Annotated in this window: 10 protein-coding genes and 1 tRNA gene; 5 read left to right on the top strand and 6 right to left on the bottom strand. The window is 35.1% G+C overall.

Annotation, left to right across the window (positions count from 1 at the left end; all coding sequences use genetic code 11):
* Positions 1 to 3 precede the first annotated feature (3 nt).
* Complete coding sequence (locus IPK88_00710) at positions 4 to 1,242, bottom strand: hypothetical protein (protein ID MBK8241917.1); 1,239 nt, start codon at positions 1,240 to 1,242, stop codon at positions 4 to 6.
* 3 nt (positions 1,243 to 1,245) lie between these two features.
* Positions 1,246 to 2,007: a hypothetical protein gene (locus tag IPK88_00705; GenBank protein MBK8241916.1), complete on the bottom strand. Its 762-nt coding sequence runs from the start codon at positions 2,005 to 2,007 to the stop codon at positions 1,246 to 1,248.
* Positions 2,008 to 2,261: 254 nt separating this feature from the next.
* Here IPK88_00705 and IPK88_00700 point away from each other — a divergent pair, with 254 nt between their 5' ends.
* From IPK88_00700 to IPK88_00690, 3 genes are read left to right on the top strand one after another with little or no spacing between them, the layout of a single operon-like run.
* Positions 2,262 to 3,212 carry an SDR family oxidoreductase gene (locus IPK88_00700; GenBank protein MBK8241915.1) on the top strand — a complete coding sequence of 317 codons (951 nt, stop codon included), beginning with the start codon at positions 2,262 to 2,264 and terminating at the stop codon, positions 3,210 to 3,212.
* A gap of 8 nt (positions 3,213 to 3,220) precedes the next feature.
* The gene (rfbB, locus tag IPK88_00695) at positions 3,221 to 4,279 is read left to right on the top strand and encodes a dTDP-glucose 4,6-dehydratase (GenBank protein MBK8241914.1); all 1,059 of its coding nucleotides are present in this window, start codon (positions 3,221 to 3,223) and stop codon (positions 4,277 to 4,279) included.
* A gap of 6 nt (positions 4,280 to 4,285) precedes the next feature.
* Positions 4,286 to 7,045, top strand: coding sequence for an SLBB domain-containing protein (locus tag IPK88_00690; protein ID MBK8241913.1), 2,760 nt, complete (start codon positions 4,286 to 4,288; stop codon positions 7,043 to 7,045).
* Positions 7,046 to 7,073: 28 nt separating this feature from the next.
* On the opposite strand, the gene IPK88_00685 is transcribed toward IPK88_00690, so the two are convergent.
* Positions 7,074 to 8,279 carry a phosphoglycerate kinase gene (locus IPK88_00685; GenBank protein ID MBK8241912.1) on the bottom strand — a complete coding sequence of 402 codons (1,206 nt, stop codon included), beginning with the start codon at positions 8,277 to 8,279 and terminating at the stop codon, positions 7,074 to 7,076.
* A gap of 6 nt (positions 8,280 to 8,285) precedes the next feature.
* A complete protein-coding gene (gap, locus tag IPK88_00680; protein MBK8241911.1) occupies positions 8,286 to 9,293 on the bottom strand; it encodes a type I glyceraldehyde-3-phosphate dehydrogenase in 1,008 nt (335 codons plus the stop codon).
* A 102-nt stretch (positions 9,294 to 9,395) separates the two neighbouring features.
* Here gap and IPK88_00675 point away from each other — a divergent pair.
* A tRNA-Glu gene (locus tag IPK88_00675) sits at positions 9,396 to 9,467 on the top strand.
* Between the two features lie 175 nt (positions 9,468 to 9,642).
* Entirely contained in the window at positions 9,643 to 15,210 is a 5,568-nt protein-coding gene (locus IPK88_00670; protein MBK8241910.1) for a gliding motility-associated C-terminal domain-containing protein, read from the top strand.
* Between the two features lie 466 nt (positions 15,211 to 15,676).
* On the opposite strand, the gene IPK88_00665 is transcribed toward IPK88_00670, so the two are convergent.
* Positions 15,677 to 17,089 carry an L-serine ammonia-lyase gene (locus IPK88_00665; protein ID MBK8241909.1) on the bottom strand — a complete coding sequence of 471 codons (1,413 nt, stop codon included), beginning with the start codon at positions 17,087 to 17,089 and terminating at the stop codon, positions 15,677 to 15,679.
* 941 nt (positions 17,090 to 18,030) lie between these two features.
* Complete coding sequence (locus IPK88_00660; protein MBK8241908.1) at positions 18,031 to 20,001, bottom strand: Omp28-related outer membrane protein; 1,971 nt, start codon at positions 19,999 to 20,001, stop codon at positions 18,031 to 18,033.
* Positions 20,002 to 20,384 lie beyond the last annotated feature (383 nt).

Here is a 20,384-nt window from a genome sequence, read left to right as displayed (position 1 = left end):
GACTTATTGATTAAATCGGTTTTCTTGTTTTAAATATTGATAGATTTTTTTTGTTGCACCACTATGGTTATTCCAATAGATAGGAATCGCGGAAATGGTATTTTCATACCATGTTGCATCTAATACGAGTTTCATTAATGATGGTAAGGCTTGAAGGTGTTTTATTTCAAAACCAAATCCAGCATCAATGAATGCTTGAGCTTCTACAAATTTTTTGTGCGCTGGTCCGAAGGCCACAGGAATATGATGACCGGCCGGTTCGAGTATATTGTGAATATTTTTACCAAAACCACCACCAACATAAGCAAACTTAGCGTATTGATACAATGACGACAGAAGACCGATTTGATCCATTAATAGTATAGATCCTTTGGCTGATTTGATATTTTTAAATCTCGTAATAGGGTAATGATAGCTATTCTCAATTCGAATTAAATTACCTTCATCTACATGATGCGGTACTAAAATGATTACCCAGTTTTTTGCTATCTCAGAATCAATTAATTTCAACAAAAAAGGATCATCCTCAGGCCAAATGCTACCGGCAATAAATACATTTCGCTGGTTTATATAGGATTCAATTTCTTCAATGGGTTGATGTGTAGATACGATATCTGTTATTCTATCCATTCTGGTGTCGCCCGAACGTTGAATGTTTAAAAATTGCCGATGGGCTAAAAACTGATAGGTAAATTGATCTTGAACAAAAAGTTGATCAAACGCTTTCAATCGATTCAACAGTGAACCAAAAGGCCATTTGGTTAAATATGTTTTGGTATGAAATAACAGTGAAATATAATACATGGGAATTTTTCTCTGATGTAATATTTCAAATGTGTTAAACCAGAAATCATATTTTACAAAAAGAGCGCAGGAAGGATTGACTATATCAATGAATTTACGAACATCAGATTGCACGTCCGAAGGCCAATAACTGACTACATCAACAAATGGGTATTGTTTTCGGATATCATAACCGGAAGGAGAAAAAAAACTAAGCCAGATGAGTTGATCGGGATGATGTAATTTAATCATTTCAATTAAGGATCTTACTTGTTCGAACTCACCTAGAGACGAACAATGTATCCAAAAATATTTTTTTGAAACAGAATGGAAGGGTTTTATTTGAACCAATAAATGTTCCCTGCCATTGACCCATTTTTTAGCATCAGTTCTGAAATATGCTGCTAGATGAATTAAATTAAAATAAATGCGAATAGCCCAATCGTAAATCAGCAACATCGTTTAATATTCAATTTCGTCTACATATTTTCCAAAATAAAAAGGGAGGTACCAACCTATTTTAAAACTTAACAAAATGTCTTTCCGAGCAATGCCTATTTCAGTGGCATTTGTATCATAATTGTAAGATCTTCGGCTTTGTGTAAATCCTATTTGCGGTTCGAAGCCTGCATAAAGATTCACCTTACCGTTTACACCTAAATATTCATACCCAATGAAAGGAACTATTGAGAATCCTGAGGTTAACCGATCTAAGCCTTTTTTAAATTCTGTATTAAATTGGGTGACCGATCTGGAATCATCCTGAATTCTGATTTTATGGCTCAAATAGGCTACACCGAGTTGCCATTTTATACCATGTCGGGCTTTCAATTGTGAGCCCAATGGAATAATGGATCCCGTATAAAATTGACCATAGTACCCACGCATCTTCAATTGTACATCGGCTAAGTAGCCATCAGAACCTATTACTTGAGCTAACTGGCTGGTTCTAAAAGGTTTCAACACATCTTCCTTCACATCGCTTCCAAACAAATAAGAAAACTTTAGACCAAAAGTCAATCGGATGGATGAAGGTAGGTAAGAGATTCCACCTCCTAAAATTTGTGCTTGACCGAATCTGGTTTTTAAATCTGAGGCAGGAATTCCTGTTCCCAAATGAACATCAAATAGAATTCCAGATCTATCCTGAAATGATTTTGACTCTTGGGCATATGCATGGCCATATATAAGAAACAGGATAAAGAACTGAATGGTGATTTTCAAAGTTTTTATTTTAATTAAAAGTTTAACGTGCAAGTTAGAGGACTTGTTGATTTATTTAAACAAATGAATGGATATTTAACAAATTCACACAAAAACGCGCTTATTTCATCCAACAAGTATGGTTTTAATTATATTTATAAAATATACAAAAACAATGATTTATAAATATTTAAATATTTAATATGAATTTTTATTATATATATTTATCACTGATTATCAATATATACGTATTAAATATTAAATTTGCCTTTAATATGTATAAAGGCAAGATATTAATCACTGGAGCAGCGGGATTCATAGGGTCTCATTTAGCAGATCGCTTTATTGGAGACGGATATCAAGTTATTGGAATGGATAATTTACTTACAGGTAATTTGGCCAATATTGAGCATTTGTTTAAATTGAAAGAATTTGAGTTTCACCATCATGATGTCAGTCGATTTGTTCATGTACCTGGAAATTTGGATGCTATTTTGCATTTCGCTTCGCCGGCTTCTCCAATAGACTATTTGAAAATGCCGATCCAAACGTTGAAAGTCGGATCTCTGGGCACCCATAATTTGTTGGGATTGGCTAAAGAAAAAAAGGCTAAAATATTAATAGCATCCACTTCAGAAGTTTATGGAGATCCATTAGAGCATCCCCAAAGTGAAAGTTATTGGGGTAATGTAAATCCAATAGGCCCAAGAGGTGTTTACGATGAAGCCAAGCGATTTCAGGAAGCGATAACTATGGCTTATCATCGCTTCCATGGATTGCAGACTAGAATCATTCGAATATTTAATACCTATGGTCCAAGAATGCGAGTAGAGGATGGACGGGTGCTTCCTGCATTTTTTTCTCAAGCGATCCGAGGCGAAGCATTATCTATTTTTGGCGATGGGTCCCAAACGCGATCCTTCTGTTATGTAGATGATTTGGTGGAAGGGATTGTACGCTTATTACACAGTGATTATGTGTATCCGGTAAATGTGGGTAATCCGCAGGAAATTAACATGATTGATTTTGCGAAAGAAGTGATGACTTTAGTTGGAAATGATAAAGCAAGTATCAGTTATTTTCCATTACCTGAAGATGATCCTAAACAACGTAAACCGGACATTAGCTTAGCTAAAAGATTATTAAACTGGGAACCTAATTTTGATCGTGCGGCTGGTATGAAATTAACATACGAATATTTTAAAAAAGTCGTTTCAGTTTCTTAAGAGCATTTATGGACTTTACAAAAAAAATTTTAATTACAGGAGGTGCAGGATTTATAGGTTCACATTTGGTTCGACATTTTGTAAATAAATATCCGGATATCCAAATCATCAATTTAGATTTACTGACTTATGCCGGAAATCTTAATAATCTTACTGATCTGATTCATGCCCCTAACTATGTTTTTGTTAAGGCGGATATAGTGAATTTGGATCATGTTATGGAAATATTTGAGACCTATAAAATAACGGATGTAATCCATTTAGCTGCAGAATCACATGTAGATAGATCCATCTCAGATCCAACAGCATTTATCAAGACCAATGTATTGGGCACTACAAATTTATTAGTGCAAGCTAAAAAATATTGGATGAATGATGAATTATCACATCGATTTTACCATGTAAGCACCGATGAAGTTTATGGTTCATTGGGAGAAACGGGATATTTTACAGAACATACTGCATATGATCCAAGATCCCCATATTCAGCTTCTAAAGCATCTTCTGATCACATCGTTAGGGCTTTTTATCACACCTATCATTTCCCGATATTAATATCTAATTGTTCAAATAACTATGGACCCAATCAATTTCCTGAAAAATTGATTCCATTAATGATAAATAATATTAAGAACAATAAATCCTTACCAGTTTATGGACAAGGTACAAATGTTCGAGATTGGTTGTGGGTGGGAGATCATGTAGCAGCTATTGATACGATTTTTCACAAAGGAATCATTGGAGAAACCTATAATATAGGTGGAAATTCTGAAATGCAAAATATTGAATTAGTTCACCTGTTATGTGATTTAATGGATCAAAAACTAAATAGGTCTCCATATACTTCCCGGAATTTAATAACCTATGTCAAAGACCGATTGGGCCATGATCAAAGGTATGCTATTGATGCTACCAAAATTCAAACTCAACTCCATTGGTCACCTTCTGTAAAAATAGAAGAAGGATTAGAAAAAACAATAGACTGGTATTTAAACCATGAGGAATGGCTAAATGATGTAACGTCAGGAGAATATCTTAATTATTATGAAACTTATTATTCAAAATAAACGTACATGAAATTTTTTATCTTAAGTTTAAGTTGTTGGATGATTATTTTTCAACCACAGGTTATTGCACAAACCGCCAGGGACATGGAAGCTCAGTTTAGAAAAGAAATTGAGCAACGAGGTATTTCTGAAGAAGAATTTCAATCCAAATTAGATGAACGAGGAATTGACTTGGAACAATTGAAAGAACTTAGTATTCAGGATGCAGCAAATATGAAAGGTGAAATTGAAAGTATCATAAAAGAAATTGAAACTGAAAAATCCAAATTGCCAAAAAATAAAAAAGCAATGCCCACAGCTATTGATTCAAAAGCAATCAATAATGCAAAAATTTCTGTATCCAAATCTGCTGTAAAAGATTCATTAAATATTGAACGAAAAATTTCCAATCCACAAACCTCTTTTAATCGCGATAGTATAAATTTACCTGAATCAAAATCACCTGTTGAAATATGGGGTCAGGAAATATTTAGAAACAAAAGTTTAGTCGTGTATCATCAAGGTAATGATGTTAAGCCCCCGGATACTTATATTCTTGGAGTAGGCGATCAAGTTACTGTAGCCATCTGGGGTGTAAGTCAACTCAATGAAGTTTATGAAATCAATTCGGAAGGATATATCACTCCTGCTCGAATGCCGCGAATTTTTCTTAAAGGTGTGGCTTTGAGTAGAGCAAAATCTTTGATCAGCAATTACTTTAAACGATTTTATAGATTTAATTCCAATCAAATTGAAGTTGCATTGAACTATTCCAGGACGATAAATATTAATATTGTGGGTGAAGTAGTTCAGTATGGTGCTTATACTTTGCCAGCAATTAATACTGCTTTTAACGCACTCATTGCTGCCGGCGGGCCTACAAATATTGGATCGGTAAGAAAGATTAAATTAATTCGACGTGGTGTTGAAACCACAATGGATGTTTATAAATTTATTAATAATCCGGCAATAGATAAGAATTTTTATCTTGAGAATAACGATTATATTCAGGTACCTGTAGCTGGTAAAGTAGTCAGTATTACAGGAGCGATAAAGAGACCTTATAAATATGAATTGATAGAAGGTGAAGATTTAAATCAATTGATTAAATATGCAGGAGGATTGAATGATGATGCCATTCGAAAAATCATTCAAGTAGAGCGAATAGAAAATGATCGAAAAATAGCATTAGATGTACCCTATGAACAATTGGTCAGTAAAGGTGGAGATTTTGCATTAAAAAAGGGAGATAAAGTGGTTGTTTTCTCCATCAAAACTGAAGTTGAAGATCAGATTTTTGTCAAAGGTGAAGTCCGCGCACCATCGGCTTATAAATATTTTGAAGGAATGAAAGTCAGTGATTTGATTTCAAAAATTGAATTTACGGCACAATCCAATTTGCAAAATGTCTTTATACATCGTAGAAATCCAGATCAAACCATTAATGTTATACGATTAAATATTGTTAATGTAAGAAAGGGAATAGGCTCTGATAATATTGTATTACAAGCACAGGATGAATTGACGGTTTATAAATTATCCAATTATGTAGATAGAAGTTATGTCAATGCAACAGGATCAGTCAGATCGCCTGGAAAATTTACAGTGGATCCAAATGGGACTATGAATGTAAAAGATTTAGTTATGTTGGCTGGAGGTTTAAGGGCCGATACCTGGAGTAATGCATTTCTGTTCAGAAAAAATTCACCCAATCCAAATGACTTAGAAATTATAAGAATTAATATATTTAAGGCTATAAATGAAGATGTGTCGGATCAAAATATCTCTATCATGCCTTATGATAGTTTGGTTTTACTTTCTGAAATGAATTTTAGAGACTTTGCATTTATAGAAGTTTCAGGAGCAGTTAAAGAACCAGGTCGATTCCAATTTGGAAAAGGTATGAAAATTAATGATGTCATCTCATTAGCTCAAGGCTTTGCATTTTCTGCTGCAACAAATCGAATCGATATATTTAGAATTGAGATAAAGGATAATACCCCTACAAAGACAATAGTAAAAACCATACAAGTAGGTCGCGACCTGAAAGAATTCCAGGGAAATTCAGATTTTGAAATTGAACCCTTTGATTTAATTGTAGTTCGGAATCAACCAGAATTCGAATTACAACAAGTGATTAATATAGAAGGAGAAGTTCAATATCCAGGACCTTATGCATTAATCAATCCAAACGAAAAAGTGGTTGATGTGATAAAACGTGCAGGGGGTTTGAGTATGGAGGCTTTTCCGGAAGGCGCTACCTTGTATAGAGAACAAGATGGTATTGGATTTGTGGTATTAAATTTAACCAATGCCATGAAAAAAACGTGGTCTAATGATAATTTGATTTTAAAAGACAAGGATGCCATTTATATACCAAAGAAAAAAGATTTGGTTCGTATTTCCGGAGCTACTAATGCTATTGATTTATATCCCGACAAGTTATTAAGTTCTAACAACGCAATCAATGTAGCTTTTTATGAAGGTAAAAATGCCAGATTTTATATTGACCATTATGCTGCAGGAATTTCAAAAAATGGAGATCCTAACAAGATTACTGTGGAACACGCCAACGGTAGAATCGAAAAAACAAAAGATCATTTTTTCTTCAAAACCTATCCCAAAGTTTATAAAGGATCAATTGTCAATGTGGGATATAAAGATGTCAAAACAGAAAAGGAAAAGAAAACCAGGAAAGAAATTGATTGGGGCAAAGTTATGGCAGACTCAGTAGGTCAGGCAACAGCAATTCTGTCCCTCATTTTATTGTTAGAAAGACTGAATTAAGAAATCATTTATCCAAATTGGATTATCGCTAAGATAAAATCGCAGCAACACCTGGAAGTGTTTTGCCTTCTAATAATTCCAACATAGCACCACCACCTGTAGAAACATAACTTACATCTTCCTCTAAGTGATATTTATTGATTGCGGCAACTGAATCACCACCACCTATTAATGAGAAGCAACCTTTATATGTTGCTTCGGCTACAGCAAGTGCAATAGATTTAGTGCCTTGTTCAAAATTAGACATTTCAAAGACGCCCATAGGACCATTCCACACTATGGTTTTAGAGTCATGGATTATTTTGCTAAATAGTTTAATCGTCTTAGGTCCAATGTCTAATCCCATACATTGATCTGGAATGTTAACATCCGGGGTCACACCAATGGTTGATTCATTACTAAAAGAACTTCCAGTAACACTGTCTAAAGGAAGTATGAGTTTGACTTTACGATCATGTGCTTTTTGAATGAGTGATTTGGCTAGTTCTAATTTATCTAATTCACAAAGTGATGTTCCAATATGATAACCTTGAGCTGCGAAAAAAGTGTAAGCCATACCACCACCGATGAGTATCGTATCACATAAATCTATTAGATTAGATATTAATTCTATTTTATCGGACACTTTAGCGCCTCCAATAATAGCTGTTAAAGGATGTTCCGGGGATTCTGTAATTTTTTTGGAATGCTCCAGCTCTTCATCCATTAATAAACCGAAAGCTTTGTGATCTTTATCAAAAAATCTGGCAATGGTAGCGGTAGTCGCATGTTCGCGATGAGCAGCCCCAAAGGCATCATTGATGTAAAACGAACCCAGTTTTGATAGAGATTCTGCCCAGATCGCATCGCCCTTTTCCTCGCCTTTGTAGAACCGGGTATTTTCTAAGAGAAGAACTTCTCCTTCTTTTAAATGTTGGATCAGTCTTTGAGTTTCGGGTCCACCACAGTCGGTCGCAAATTGGACCTTATTTTTTAACCTTTTTTGGAGATTTTCGGCAACTGGTTTAAGCGAAAATTTGATTAAATTAATGTCTCCATTGGGCAATAGTTCTTTTAATGGTCTGCCAAGATGAGACATAATAACTAATTTGGCGCCTTGATCTAATAAATTCTGAATCGTTGGAATTGATTTTTCTATACGATTTTCATCTGTTATTTCTCCTGCTGAATTAATGGGAACATTAAAATCAACACGTAATAAAACTACTTTACCCTTTACAACTAATCTCTTCATATATAATTAAGCTAATAATTTGGCTAATCTGGAACACATATTGGCTAACCGATTGGAATATCCCGCCTCATTATCATACCAGGCCACTATTTTAATATAATTTCCCTGAGCCTCAGTTAATTCAGCATCAAAAACAGCACTGTGCGGATTGCCGATAATATCAGTTGAAACAACAGGATCCAAGTTAAATTCAATGAGTCCTTGGTGGGTAGTAGTGGAGGCAAGTTGAAAGCGATTGTTGATGTCTTGAATGGTGACTTCAGTATTTAGTACACAAAATAATTCAATGAGCGATCCTGTTATTACGGGTACTCTATATGAGGAAGCGAATAATTTGCCTTTAATGTCAGGATAAACCTGTTCTACGGCTTTAGCTGCCCCTGTAGATGTAGGTATAATGCTCATGGCTGCTGCACGGGCTCGTCTCAAATCCTTGTGTGGTGCATCCTGTAAGCGCTGATCTTGGGTATAGGCATGGATGGTATTCATGGTTGCCATTTTAATTCCCCAGGTATCATTGATGATTTTTATTAATGGTGACAAACAATTGGTTGTGCAAGAGGCATTTGAGATAATATCGGATGTGATATTTAATTCTGGATCATTTACCCCTAAAACAAAAATGGGAATACTTGAATCCTTTGGTGGGGCTGAAAGGATTACTTTCTTTGCACCTGCCTGAATATGTTGATGTGCTGTGTCGTGTGTAAGGTAAATTCCAGTACATTCTAGCACGATATCGATGTTAAGGTCTTTCCAAGGCAAGAGTAAAGGGTCTTTTTGAGCCAATGCCTTAATCTTCTGCCCATCAATTTCAATAAAATCAGTGCCAGCGTGTACTTCTCCCTGGTATTTACGATGGGCTGTATCGTATTTAAAAAGATGCGCTAAAGTAGGAATATCAGTTAAATCATTAACGGCAACTACTTCTATATCAGGATAATGTAATAATTGTCTGCAAGTCAATCTCCCTATTCGACCAAATCCATTAATAGCTACGCGTTTTTTCATAATAAACCCAAGTGATTGTGAAAGAATATAAATAAAATAGAAAACTTCATAAAAAGTTTATTAAAATTCTCAAAAAGTCTATCTTTGCGCTTCGTTTTAAAATCCGCCCCGTTCGTCTATCGGTTAGGACACCAGGTTTTCATCCTGGTAAGAGGGGTTCGACTCCCCTACGGGGTACAAAAGCTAGTTTTTACTAGCTTTTTTTATTTGATCTAATTTCATTGGTGTATTTAAATTGATGTTTCTATAGCAAACTCCCAAATGCTTAATTATCAATAAATCCAAATTTCTATTAATTTATTTTTATATTTACAGAATAAACCCATTGAACACTCTTGCCAATTCGTAGCCTATGAGAATGCAAATTTTCGTTATTCTATTAACATCCCTTCTAACTTTGGATATCGGATTATCTCAAGATATTCGTATTACGTATCAATTACCAGATCAACTGACCGTATGCAGTCAGGATACGTTTTGGGTGGACCTCGAAAACACAAGCAACCAAAATCTATCTGCTATTCTGGTCCAGGTTTCATTACCGAAAGGTGTGTTTTATCAAGCTGGCTCAATTATAAATGCTTCTGAACAAAATGTCTCCGACTTATCTAGCCCAGTATTTTTAGTAAGTCAAGTTCAAGGATTTACAAAAGTTAAGCTACACGTATTATTAACTGCAACGTGCGAATCTTATACCCAAATTAATCAGGGATTGAGTTTTCAAAATAAGATTGTCATTCAATATAATGGGCAACAAGATTCAACTCTGACCAATCCTCCTTACCAAATTCAGACACCTTTTCTGGTGATTACTGACGTGCCGGATCAAATCATCAATATAGGTACCAATGGCAAACGTACCGTTAAAATCACCAATACCCGACTCGGATCATGTCGTGAATTCATATTTGAAGACCGACATGTTAAGGCAGTAATTTCGGCACCAGGAAAACAGATATTAGTAGAAAACGATACTTTATTGAGGATTTTTTTTGGACCAAAGGATATTGTGTTAATTGGTGATAAAGACAGTTTGTTTGAAAAAGATGAAATGATTGTTTTTGAAGAATCGATTAAACCAATCGATTGTAATCCTTATTCCATCATTAGTTATTTTATGGCTTCATGGGGATGTCATCAGGAATATTGTCAGGAGTATTTAGAATCTGCAGGCGTTGAATTTGTTACCAATGATAAAAGAGCTATGCTCAATTTTATTCCTAACGCTAAAGCGCCAAAATGTATCTGTCAAATTTTTGGAGAAGAGCAAGAATTGATAGTCAAAAACATCGGTCAGAAAATTGCAGAACAAGTCATCATTGAAGTTCGTTCAGCGCCTCCAGGATCTACTACCAATGCTGGAATAATTAAAGATAGTATAACTGTAATTGGCAATGTAATCATCGATAGTATAATCTATTCAGAACGCAACACAAGTCCTATCTGTAGCAATCAGGAATATTATTATTCAGCAAAAGTTTATCTGCACGAATTGGATGTCAATCAAGAAGTAATTATTAAATTTAGATATGCTACTTGCGAAGGTACAGCACCTAGTGGCCCTAATGGAAAATTGAATTGGTATTATTCATATAATTATTCTTCTCAATGTGTGATTAATAGCCAAGTGGCAAAGGCTAATATTCCGGTAGATGTTAATTTGCCCATATTGGGAGAAGTTAAGATCAGTGGACAAATCGAAAACAACCAATCTGTATTATACAGTGATACAAAATATACATTCATTAGTTCAATGAATATACCTAAAGGGTTGACCAATGAAAAATTGATTGTAGAATTTCAATTACCATGTCCGCTTCAACTACAAGATAGTTTATTTCTAATTGAAGGTAAATCACCGATCGAAATAAATATAATTCATCCGACCCCTGGTTCCAGTACGGCGATAAAATTAATCTATCAGACCCCTTTTAACTCACAGGATTTGAAGTTAAGTTTTGATATCAAAGCAGATTGTAGTTTGCCATGTATAGATAGCATTAATAATTTACAAAAGATAAAATTTGTTTCTACTTGTAATCCTAAATTAAATAAAGCTAAAAATATTTTAGCAGAAATATGTTCTGCAGTCCAATTAACTTGTCCTGACGATTTAGGTAATTGTGGCAAGTCTAATTTAAGTAAATATGGAATTTCTTTTGAATGTGATACCGTAAATACCATAAATGATACCGTATCTGGCTATTTGAATTTTACTTCTGCGGCATATCGGTTTAATTATGGAAAAAAAGACAATGATAATGATCGTTTTCGCGAGACAGGTAATGTAGATTCTACACTCATTTTTAAAAATCACGTGATTACCGGAGATACGGTAGCGAATGAGTTGTTTTCTAAAATTGTAGTAGATCAAAAAGGTGCAAGTTTTGATTCACTATTGTTTTACGTTTCCACGGAGGTGACTATGGATCGTAAACATGCATTGATTGACTTATATGATGCCAGTGAACAGAAATGGTTTCATTTTGAAACGGATAGTATAGATGTGTTAGATTCAAAATCAAAATTGCCGGGTTGTGACCAACCCGTAGTCACAGATCTTGCGATAGGTTCTGGATATTACGTGTCACTTACCCCTGAGATGTTGCATCAATTAAATAAAGATCTTCCTGCTCATTTTAGATTCGAAGAAAATGATAGTTTGCATATCATTATTTTAGGTAGAATCATTTCTTTTGTTGGTGATCGCATAGCGCCAATTAATATGATCCATCATGTATTGCTTATGAATAGGGAGCGGGTAAAAGAGAATCCTTTCTACTGTAATGTGATTACCCATAAACTTCGATTAACCACCATGAATTTGCAGTTCGATGCTGTATCCAATGATGCTGTATTATGTGGTAATTTGGGTGTTTTACCTGCAATAAGTTTTAAGGGGTCAAAGTGGCTAAATAATTTTTTTCCTTATGAATTCAGATCATTTTATAAATTGGATTCAGCATTAATAAGCATTAGTCCCGGGCTAAGAATTGATAGCGCTGAAATTAATATTTTCTATTTTGACAGTACGGCCAAACGTCAAGTTGGAACATTTATCGTACCGACTTATTTTGATAATAGATGGAAGTTGGATTTAAATGTATTGAAACAAATAAGATTTGATGAGAATTATGAATTGCAAATGTTGTGCTATGTATCAACCGATGATTGTGAATTGATTAAAGACAAAAAAAATCTAAGTGCAAACGTTATTATATATGTATCAACTGATTTTGATGCTCAGTTTGCATTAGTGCCCATCTTTACTCAATTATATGGTTCGCATATTTATACTAAGAGTTTTACAATAAATTCATATAACGGAAATGCTTATTTAGATTTTGTCAACAAGTCATTAGTAACTTCTGATAAAAACATTGAGTGGAAGGCCAACTTAATTAAGCTACAAGAAACTGGATATTTTAAAATTAAAATAAAAAGTATCAAAGGTGAGATCTATCAATTTGGTCTAAAGACGATTCCAACAGTATCGGTTCAAAAATTAGATTCTTCAACATTTCTTGTCGGTCCGGTTCCCATCAATACAAATCTTGAATTTGTTTTTTCAGCAATTAATTCTACTTGTAAAATGGATACCATCGTCTTGGAATCAAGTTGGTATTGTGGTGCCATTGTAGATACGAGTATGAAGTCTTGTACGGTAAACCAATTTATAATTCCTGTGCAATCTGAACGCGCGGAATTAGAATTTGATATCATGCAGAACAGTAAAGAATCAGTATTGTGTGATACCCTGCCTGCGATAGAGCTTTATTTATACAATGCTGATAAGGGGACTGCCTATAATGTTTATGTGGACTTATTTATTCCTGATGGTATTATTATCGATGTAAATTCAATTCGAGTGGCATATCCTTCCAATGCTGCTTTTATCCCAATGGCAGCTCCAGTATTGATTTCAAAAGGACATTATCGTTGGAATTTAGCGGCATTAGTTCCTAGTATTAGCGCAAACGGATTACCCGGAGTGGAACATGCTCCTGATAACGGAGTGCGGATAAAATTCCAAGGTATCACAGATTGCAATTCAATCGTTAATGGAACGATCCAATTCAAAACCTCTGCATTTAATATTTGCGGTGAAATGACAAACGAGTTATCAAAAAACAGTCAACAAATAAAAATCAAAGGAATAACGACTCAGGGGGATTATAAATTAGAAACGATTCTGGATAATCATTCAGTATGTGAAGATGAACTTGATATTATTGTTCGAATCATAGGAAGTCAAATTTCAAAAGTGACGGATAGTTTTCGAATTATTTTACCGAATCCAATTCAAGTGATCAATGGTTCTTTGAAAGTTATTTCCAATATTGATATTTCTGGATACAGGATCATTCAATCCAACAATAGTTCTGAATTAATTGTGCCTATGGTCGATGGAATAATGCCTAATCAAGTCATCTCATTTTCGTTTAGATTGAGGAATTTTAAATTTTTGGAATGTGGGGAAGTTAATATTCCAAGTATTATGTATTCCAGACAAAGTGTATTCTGTAAATCTTCTCAAACCAATTGTGATGTTTATGTAGAAGGGGCGCGTGCGAATATACTATTCAATAAAGTAGCTCCAAGTCTATTTTTAGATTCAATGAACATTACATCATTACCCCTTTTAGATTCAACGACCATTCAAATCAATTATCATATTGCAAACATGAAAACATCGGTGGATTCAAGTTTTTGTATGGGTATTTATAATGATTCCAATCACAATGCACACCTTGATAGTAATGATCCTTTGATCAATATTTACGAATTTAAATATGGGACAGACGTCAGGGAAGGTAACAATGATTGGTTAGTAAGATTAGCAAATTCATCCATTAAGCAATGTGCCTTAATTGCTGCTATCATTCCGAAGTCTTGTTTGTGTGGGCTAGATACCCTTTACAAATCTTTGAATATGCCATTAAACTTTTATTATAGTGACAGTTTGTGTAATGGGGGAGGATTTCAGATTGGTGTTCCATCTGAAACCAACCACACGTATCGCTGGATCAAAGGGAACGTATTCTGTGATACCTGTTCAAGTAACATGGTTATGTTCCATGATACAAACCAAGTGACTAAAATTTTTGAATATTCGTTATCAGATACTCAAAGTGATTCTTGCAACAGACTTTATCATTATAGTATATTAATTCATCCCAATCCAGTTGGTAAGAAGTTCATGGTAGAGTCGTGTAAGAATTCCAGTCTTGATATTACAAGTGGGGATAGAGTGACTTTTAATTGGCGTGGACCGGGAATTGTGATTCCCAATCAATCCGTACAAAAAGTTGTAGCAGATACCAATAAAATGTATTTTTTAGATTTTTTAGATGTGAATCAATGTTCGGGTACGGATACATTTTGTGTAATCGTTTATCCCATATCACAAAGTGGAATCATTTCTGATGATACAACTATTGTTTATGGTAGTTACGCTGATTTATTCGTCCAGGGCGTGCAGCAAATTAAATGGTCCCCAATAAATTCGTTGGATTGTGGTACTTGTAAAACTGTTCGTGCTTCACCAAAAGAAACTACTACATACGAAGTTATGGGCGAGGATACCTTTGGTTGTCCGATCCTACTTCGAGTAACAGTATTTGTGATCGTGCCGGAATGTGATTACACCAAGGTATTTATTCCGAATGCTTTTTCTCCTAATGGGGATCATGCTAACGATGTGTTGAAGGTTTATGGAATAAATACCAACAAAATTCATCTGGTCATTTATGATCGCTGGGGGGAGAAGGTATTTGAATCATTTTCGACTGATGATGGATGGAATGGTATGTATAAGGGTAAATATTTAGCACCTGATGTTTATGGATATTATCTCGAAGCGGATTGTTTTGGAAAAATGGAATTTGTAAAAAAGGGGAATATTAGCTTGTTGAAGTAATGATGATATCTGGTGTTGCAAGATGATTGAAATTAGTGCTGATTTGGTATTTCAAAACCCATCCCCGACCCTAATATTAGCTAACGCGTTCCATCACTTAAAATGTTGTCACACTTTATCCATCTCGTGTGAAGAACGAGAAGGTATTGTTCAGTCATCTTAAAAAGGTAAGGGAGAAGGTACGTTCAGCTAGTTATTTGTTTAAAATAGTAGATGTTTAATTCAAGAAAATAGTTGCTACCAACGGCTTTTCTAGTAGTTGTGGTTGCTTTTTTTCCATTCCAGACGAGATCCTTGGTGCATTGTTCCATTGATCGAATCATTATTCATTTTCAGGTACTGAATTCGAGCAGGGATAGTAATGGAAAGACCGGAATCACGACGACGAAGGAGGAGTGATGAGGACTTGCAATGGATAGCCCGGCCCGCAGGGGCTCGCCAAAAATTTAACCAAATATAATTCGGTTTAGCATTCTACCAGATTGACTGAGAAAACCAAGGCTAGTCCACCATCAGCTGTTTCTTTGTATTTGGTATTCATGTCAATAGCCGTTGCCTTCATGGTTTTAATTACAGCATCGAGGGAAACGAGCGCTTTTTCGGGATCTGAATCCAAAGCAATTTGGCACGCTGTGACGGCTTTAATGGCGCCCATGGTATTGCGTTCGATGCAGGGTATTTGAACAAGACCGCCTATAGGATCACAGGTCATGCCAAGGTGATGCTCCATAGCAATTTCGGCTGCCATCATGGCTTGCTGGAAATCACCACCGAGGACTTCTGCCAGAGCTCCTGCAGCCATGGCGGATGAAACCCCAATTTCAGCCTGGCATCCGCCCATAGCTGCCGAAATGGTGGCTCCTTTTTTAAACAGACTACCCAATTCGCCGGCAGTCAATAAAAAGGTAATAATATCTTTTTCCTGGAAATGATCAGAGAAACATACATGGTACATTAATACGGCGGGAATGACTCCAGCAGCGCCGTTAGTTGGCGCCGTTACGATACGCCCGAAAGCAGCATTTTCTTCATTCACTGCAAGTGCGAAACAGCTCAACCATTTTAATGTAGAGTTAAAAGTATGAGGTCCTTTTTTGATGATCGCGATCCATTCATCTACATTGGAGTAGGTGTTATCTCCCATTAAATTAGCTGCCATTTGGAAAGCTCTTCGCTGCACATTAAGACCTCCGGGAAGGATGCCTTCGATATGGCAGGAAGTATAAATGCATTCTTTCATGACTTGCCAGATACGCATCAATTCATCGTGTATCTGAGATTCAGGCCGAAGGGCTAATTCATTGTGCATGACTATTTCGGAAATGGAATGATTCAAAGATTCACACCAGGATTTAAGATCTTCACCCGTATCGATCGGGTAGGGCATAACAATTTGAGATTTGGAATCTTCAACACCTTCTTTGACGATGAACCCGCCACCTATTGAATAATAAGTAGCACTATACGAAGTTTCATCTGTAAAAAAACATCTAAACCGAACACCATTGGCATGATAAGGAAGCGTTTGGTTCATATAAAAGATGATGTCCTCCTGAGGATTGAAAGGAATCCACTTTATATTTCCGAAATGTAAAGTCTGCGAGCGTTCTACTTCAGAAACTAAATAACCCACCTGATCAATGGGAATGGTTTCCGGATGATGACCCATCAAACCCAGAATAACCGCTACATCGGTGCCATGCCCTTTTCCAGTTTTGGCCAGTGAGCCATATAGTTCTACATGAACATGACTCAACTTTTCTGATTGATTACCTACTTCCTGGAGGAATTCAAGTGCTGCCTTCCATGGTCCCATGGTATGTGAACTTGAAGGACCTACGCCTATTTTAAAAATATCAAAAACACTAATTCGCTCCATATATTATTCAAAGGTAAGGAAGAATATGAGGATGGAGAAATTGGAATAAGGGATGATGAGTATTACAATTCAATCCACTTTGTTCTAACTAAATCGAATTTATGGTTCATTAGTGGGGGCTTGGTCCTGCAGCCGTATCTCGAGGGTAGTGCGACCGTAGATCTTTGTCTGGTCCACGACGAGATGAGTTGTACTTTAAGTATTTGAATAGAACCTTTATTTTCAATACTTAAAAAAACATTACAAAACCTTATTTTAATACCTCCTTGCTTTCGCAAGCTATATAAGCGATAAAATAAAAACATATTGGTCGATTGACATTCTCTTATTGTTTTAAAACTTGTTTTTACGGATTACTTTTTGTTCTTTTTTCATGAAAAAAAAAGAACCAAAAATTCTAGCCTGCCTGACTAGCCACGCAGGCAGGGCTTTAAGGTCTAAGCCTAAAATGATTTCATGAAACCTAAATTCAAAAAACTCGCCATTGGCCTTGTTTCTTTTGATTGGTATCACCCTTGCTCACCTCGCTTTCCTGGTCTTTTGTTTTGTATACTGTTGAGCTCATACAGTTTTGAATTTTTTCTTTTTATTTTCAATGCGGCTTCCTCCATGCCTAAAAAATTGGCTACAAGGACTTCGCCAATTATTTAGGTTCACTTCACAGAATGACATTTCTATGTCTTTCTGTTCGTTCATCTTAAGGCCGATCCAAATTTCTATGACAACTAATTGATAATATATATTCCTTTATTTTAATTTACGATCAAGCGCAAAAGATTTCCCAATATTCGTGAACTGGGCAAGGAGTTCTGATATTAGACTGGATTATGTTGTAGTGAGATATCATTCCATAAACCGCTTTATCAATACTTGATATAAAAGAATAAAAAAAAAGCCGAATCAGATGATTCGGCTTATAAAATAGTTATAAAACTTATTTTTTATTTTGTAATAATTACTTTAGTACTGAATAATTGATTAGAAGTATTACCATTAATCATATAAACACCTGATTGTGGAGCTTCGAATTCGAAGTAATCAAAACCACCGATATTAATACGTTTAGTTGGCATATTTACAATAGCTCCATTCGCATTATAGAAAGTAATATTTTTTAATTCACCAGCAGGTATATTTGTTTCAATGAATCCGGTTCCGAATGCATCCATTCCAGCTGTCATTTTATAATTATCAGATTTTGTATCATTAGTTCCAGTAATGGTAACCAATTTGATATTATCCAAATATAAAGCATCTCCATTGGCAGAAACACCTCTGAATCTGAAAGTAGCACCATCAATACCAGCAAGAGCTGGCATAGGAACTGTTTCAGTTTTCCAGTGTTCTTTTAATGGAACGAAAGGAAGGGTTGTATTACCTAAATCAGTTTTGGTAGTTAATGCTTTTCCAGTTTTTTTCCAAACTTGTTTCCAAGTTTTACCACAGTCAACTGAAGTTTCAACAATAAACTGATCGTTTTCAGTACCTAGGATTTGACCATACGCATAATCGAATTGTAATCCTGGTGCAGTATTAGTTGAGAAATCTAAATTTTCATACATCAAGATACCTTGTTGACCTTTGTAAGCCACTTGCCAGAATAAAAACCAGAATAAAACATCTGATTCTTCATAAGCACCAGCGCGTGTAGTAGATCCAAATTGAGCATTCATTTGAGCAGTAGAAAATGGCAACATAAAGTTATATGCCTGTTCAATTTCCAAAGTATGAGGAATGAATTGAGCAGAAGTTACATTTTCAAGATCTTCATTTAATACTTTAGAATATCCTTTGGAATCCATAGTAAAGAAAGTGGTTCCAGGAATAATATTATTTAATAGATTGATATCACGACTTCCATTTACAGATACAACTTGCATGCTGAATGTTTGTGTTCCACCTGGTGCTTTGGTAATTCCCATATCAAATTCAGTAGTTGCTCCAGGAGCTAAAGTTCCAGTCCAAGTATAATCTTTAGTTATTGGTCCAATTCCATCAAAAGTAGTACGAATGACAACTTCATTAACATCAGCTTTAGATTGATTGGTTATTTCTACTTTAGGATTAACGTCATTAGCGCAAAATCCTTTAGCTAAAGACGGAACTTCAGAAAGGTCAGCCAATGATATATCTCTAAAATTTGGATTGTTAGGTAAAGCTTTAGGAAGCGATATTTCTGATTGGTGAACTGTCTTATTGACTTTTGTTTGTACAAATGCAATTACAGCAATATTGCTTGGGTCATAGATATAATCAGGCATTGCCATTGCTATGGTAAATGGAAATTTCTTACCTGGAGTTATTGCTCCACTACTTAATGGAGATCCATCAGGTCCGTAAGCTAATTTTCTTACAACATCGCGGAATTCTGTTTCACCATTATTTCCAGGAGGATCATTAAATGCGATTAAATGTTCAACTAAAGCAACGTGTAATCTAAAATCTGAACCAGTTACAGAAGCTGTATTTACATTTTCAACCACACCAGTTATATATACACTGTCAAGGTTGAATGTAATATTATGATCAACTGTGATTTTAATACCTGTTGTTTTTGCTGATTCGGTGTTCATATAAGTTTGGGTAACAGCTCCAGGTTGACCTAAGCTTTTTCCGTTTCCTACAATGGTAGGAACCCCAGTAACATTGTAATAGGTTACCCGAGATGCAATTTCGGTAGGATTTTGCTCATTCATTGGATCATAACCAGGCCAAGACACCTGATACTTAAGCGTTAACCATTTTCCATCGTTGATTGGTTGATCAATTAAAGCGTGGAAACCCGGGTTTTGTGCGGCACAAGGACCACAAGAAGCTTGAGTAAAATGTTCAAATAAGATCTTTTTTGGTATAAGCTGACCAGAAAGACCTAATGAAATGAACATGAAGAGGAGAAGGTAAATGTTTTTCATTATAGATTTGTTTTATGTGTAAAAGATTTGTTTATAACAAGTTATGATAAAATTATACGTTTTAAATTCAAAAAAAACATTTTTTCTGAGAATTTCACCAAAGATACAATTTTCTTTTTATTTGGCAAACATTAATAATTTATTGTGATTTGATAGGTGTTTAACTTAAAAAGTACTAAAATCCACATTTGAATTTAAGAACACCGTTTTCTCTACATTTTGTAAAAACCAAGCCGCGAAGCCTCGGGAGACAGCAACTTAGTCTAAATGGAATCAACGAGTAACTTTAAGAAAAGCTGCCTGAAATTAAAAATTAATTTTAAATCATAAATTAAGCTTGAAATCGAAGTTTTGCAATGGATCAAATACAGATTAAATATATA

The organism is Candidatus Defluviibacterium haderslevense, assembly GCA_016712225.1.
Lineage (GTDB): Bacteria > Bacteroidota > Bacteroidia > Chitinophagales > Saprospiraceae > Vicinibacter > Vicinibacter haderslevensis.
This window is presented reverse-complemented; position numbering and strand designations above follow the sequence as displayed.

What these genes read in the sequence shown, in the direction of transcription:
- IPK88_00660 (MBK8241908.1), bottom strand. Translation starts at nt 20,001, where the DNA reads ATGAAAAACATTTACCTTCTCCTCTTCATGTTCATTTCATTAGGTCTT.
- IPK88_00670 (MBK8241910.1), top strand. Translation starts at nt 9,643, where the DNA reads ATGAGAATGCAAATTTTCGTTATTCTATTAACATCCCTTCTAACTTTG.
- IPK88_00685 (MBK8241912.1), bottom strand. Translation starts at nt 8,279, where the DNA reads ATGAAGAGATTAGTTGTAAAGGGTAAAGTAGTTTTATTACGTGTTGAT.
- IPK88_00700 (MBK8241915.1), top strand. Translation starts at nt 2,262, where the DNA reads ATGTATAAAGGCAAGATATTAATCACTGGAGCAGCGGGATTCATAGGG.
- IPK88_00710 (MBK8241917.1), bottom strand. Translation starts at nt 1,242, where the DNA reads ATGTTGCTGATTTACGATTGGGCTATTCGCATTTATTTTAATTTAATT.
- rfbB (MBK8241914.1), top strand. Translation starts at nt 3,221, where the DNA reads ATGGACTTTACAAAAAAAATTTTAATTACAGGAGGTGCAGGATTTATA.
- IPK88_00690 (MBK8241913.1), top strand. Translation starts at nt 4,286, where the DNA reads ATGAAATTTTTTATCTTAAGTTTAAGTTGTTGGATGATTATTTTTCAA.
- IPK88_00665 (MBK8241909.1), bottom strand. Translation starts at nt 17,089, where the DNA reads ATGGAGCGAATTAGTGTTTTTGATATTTTTAAAATAGGCGTAGGTCCT.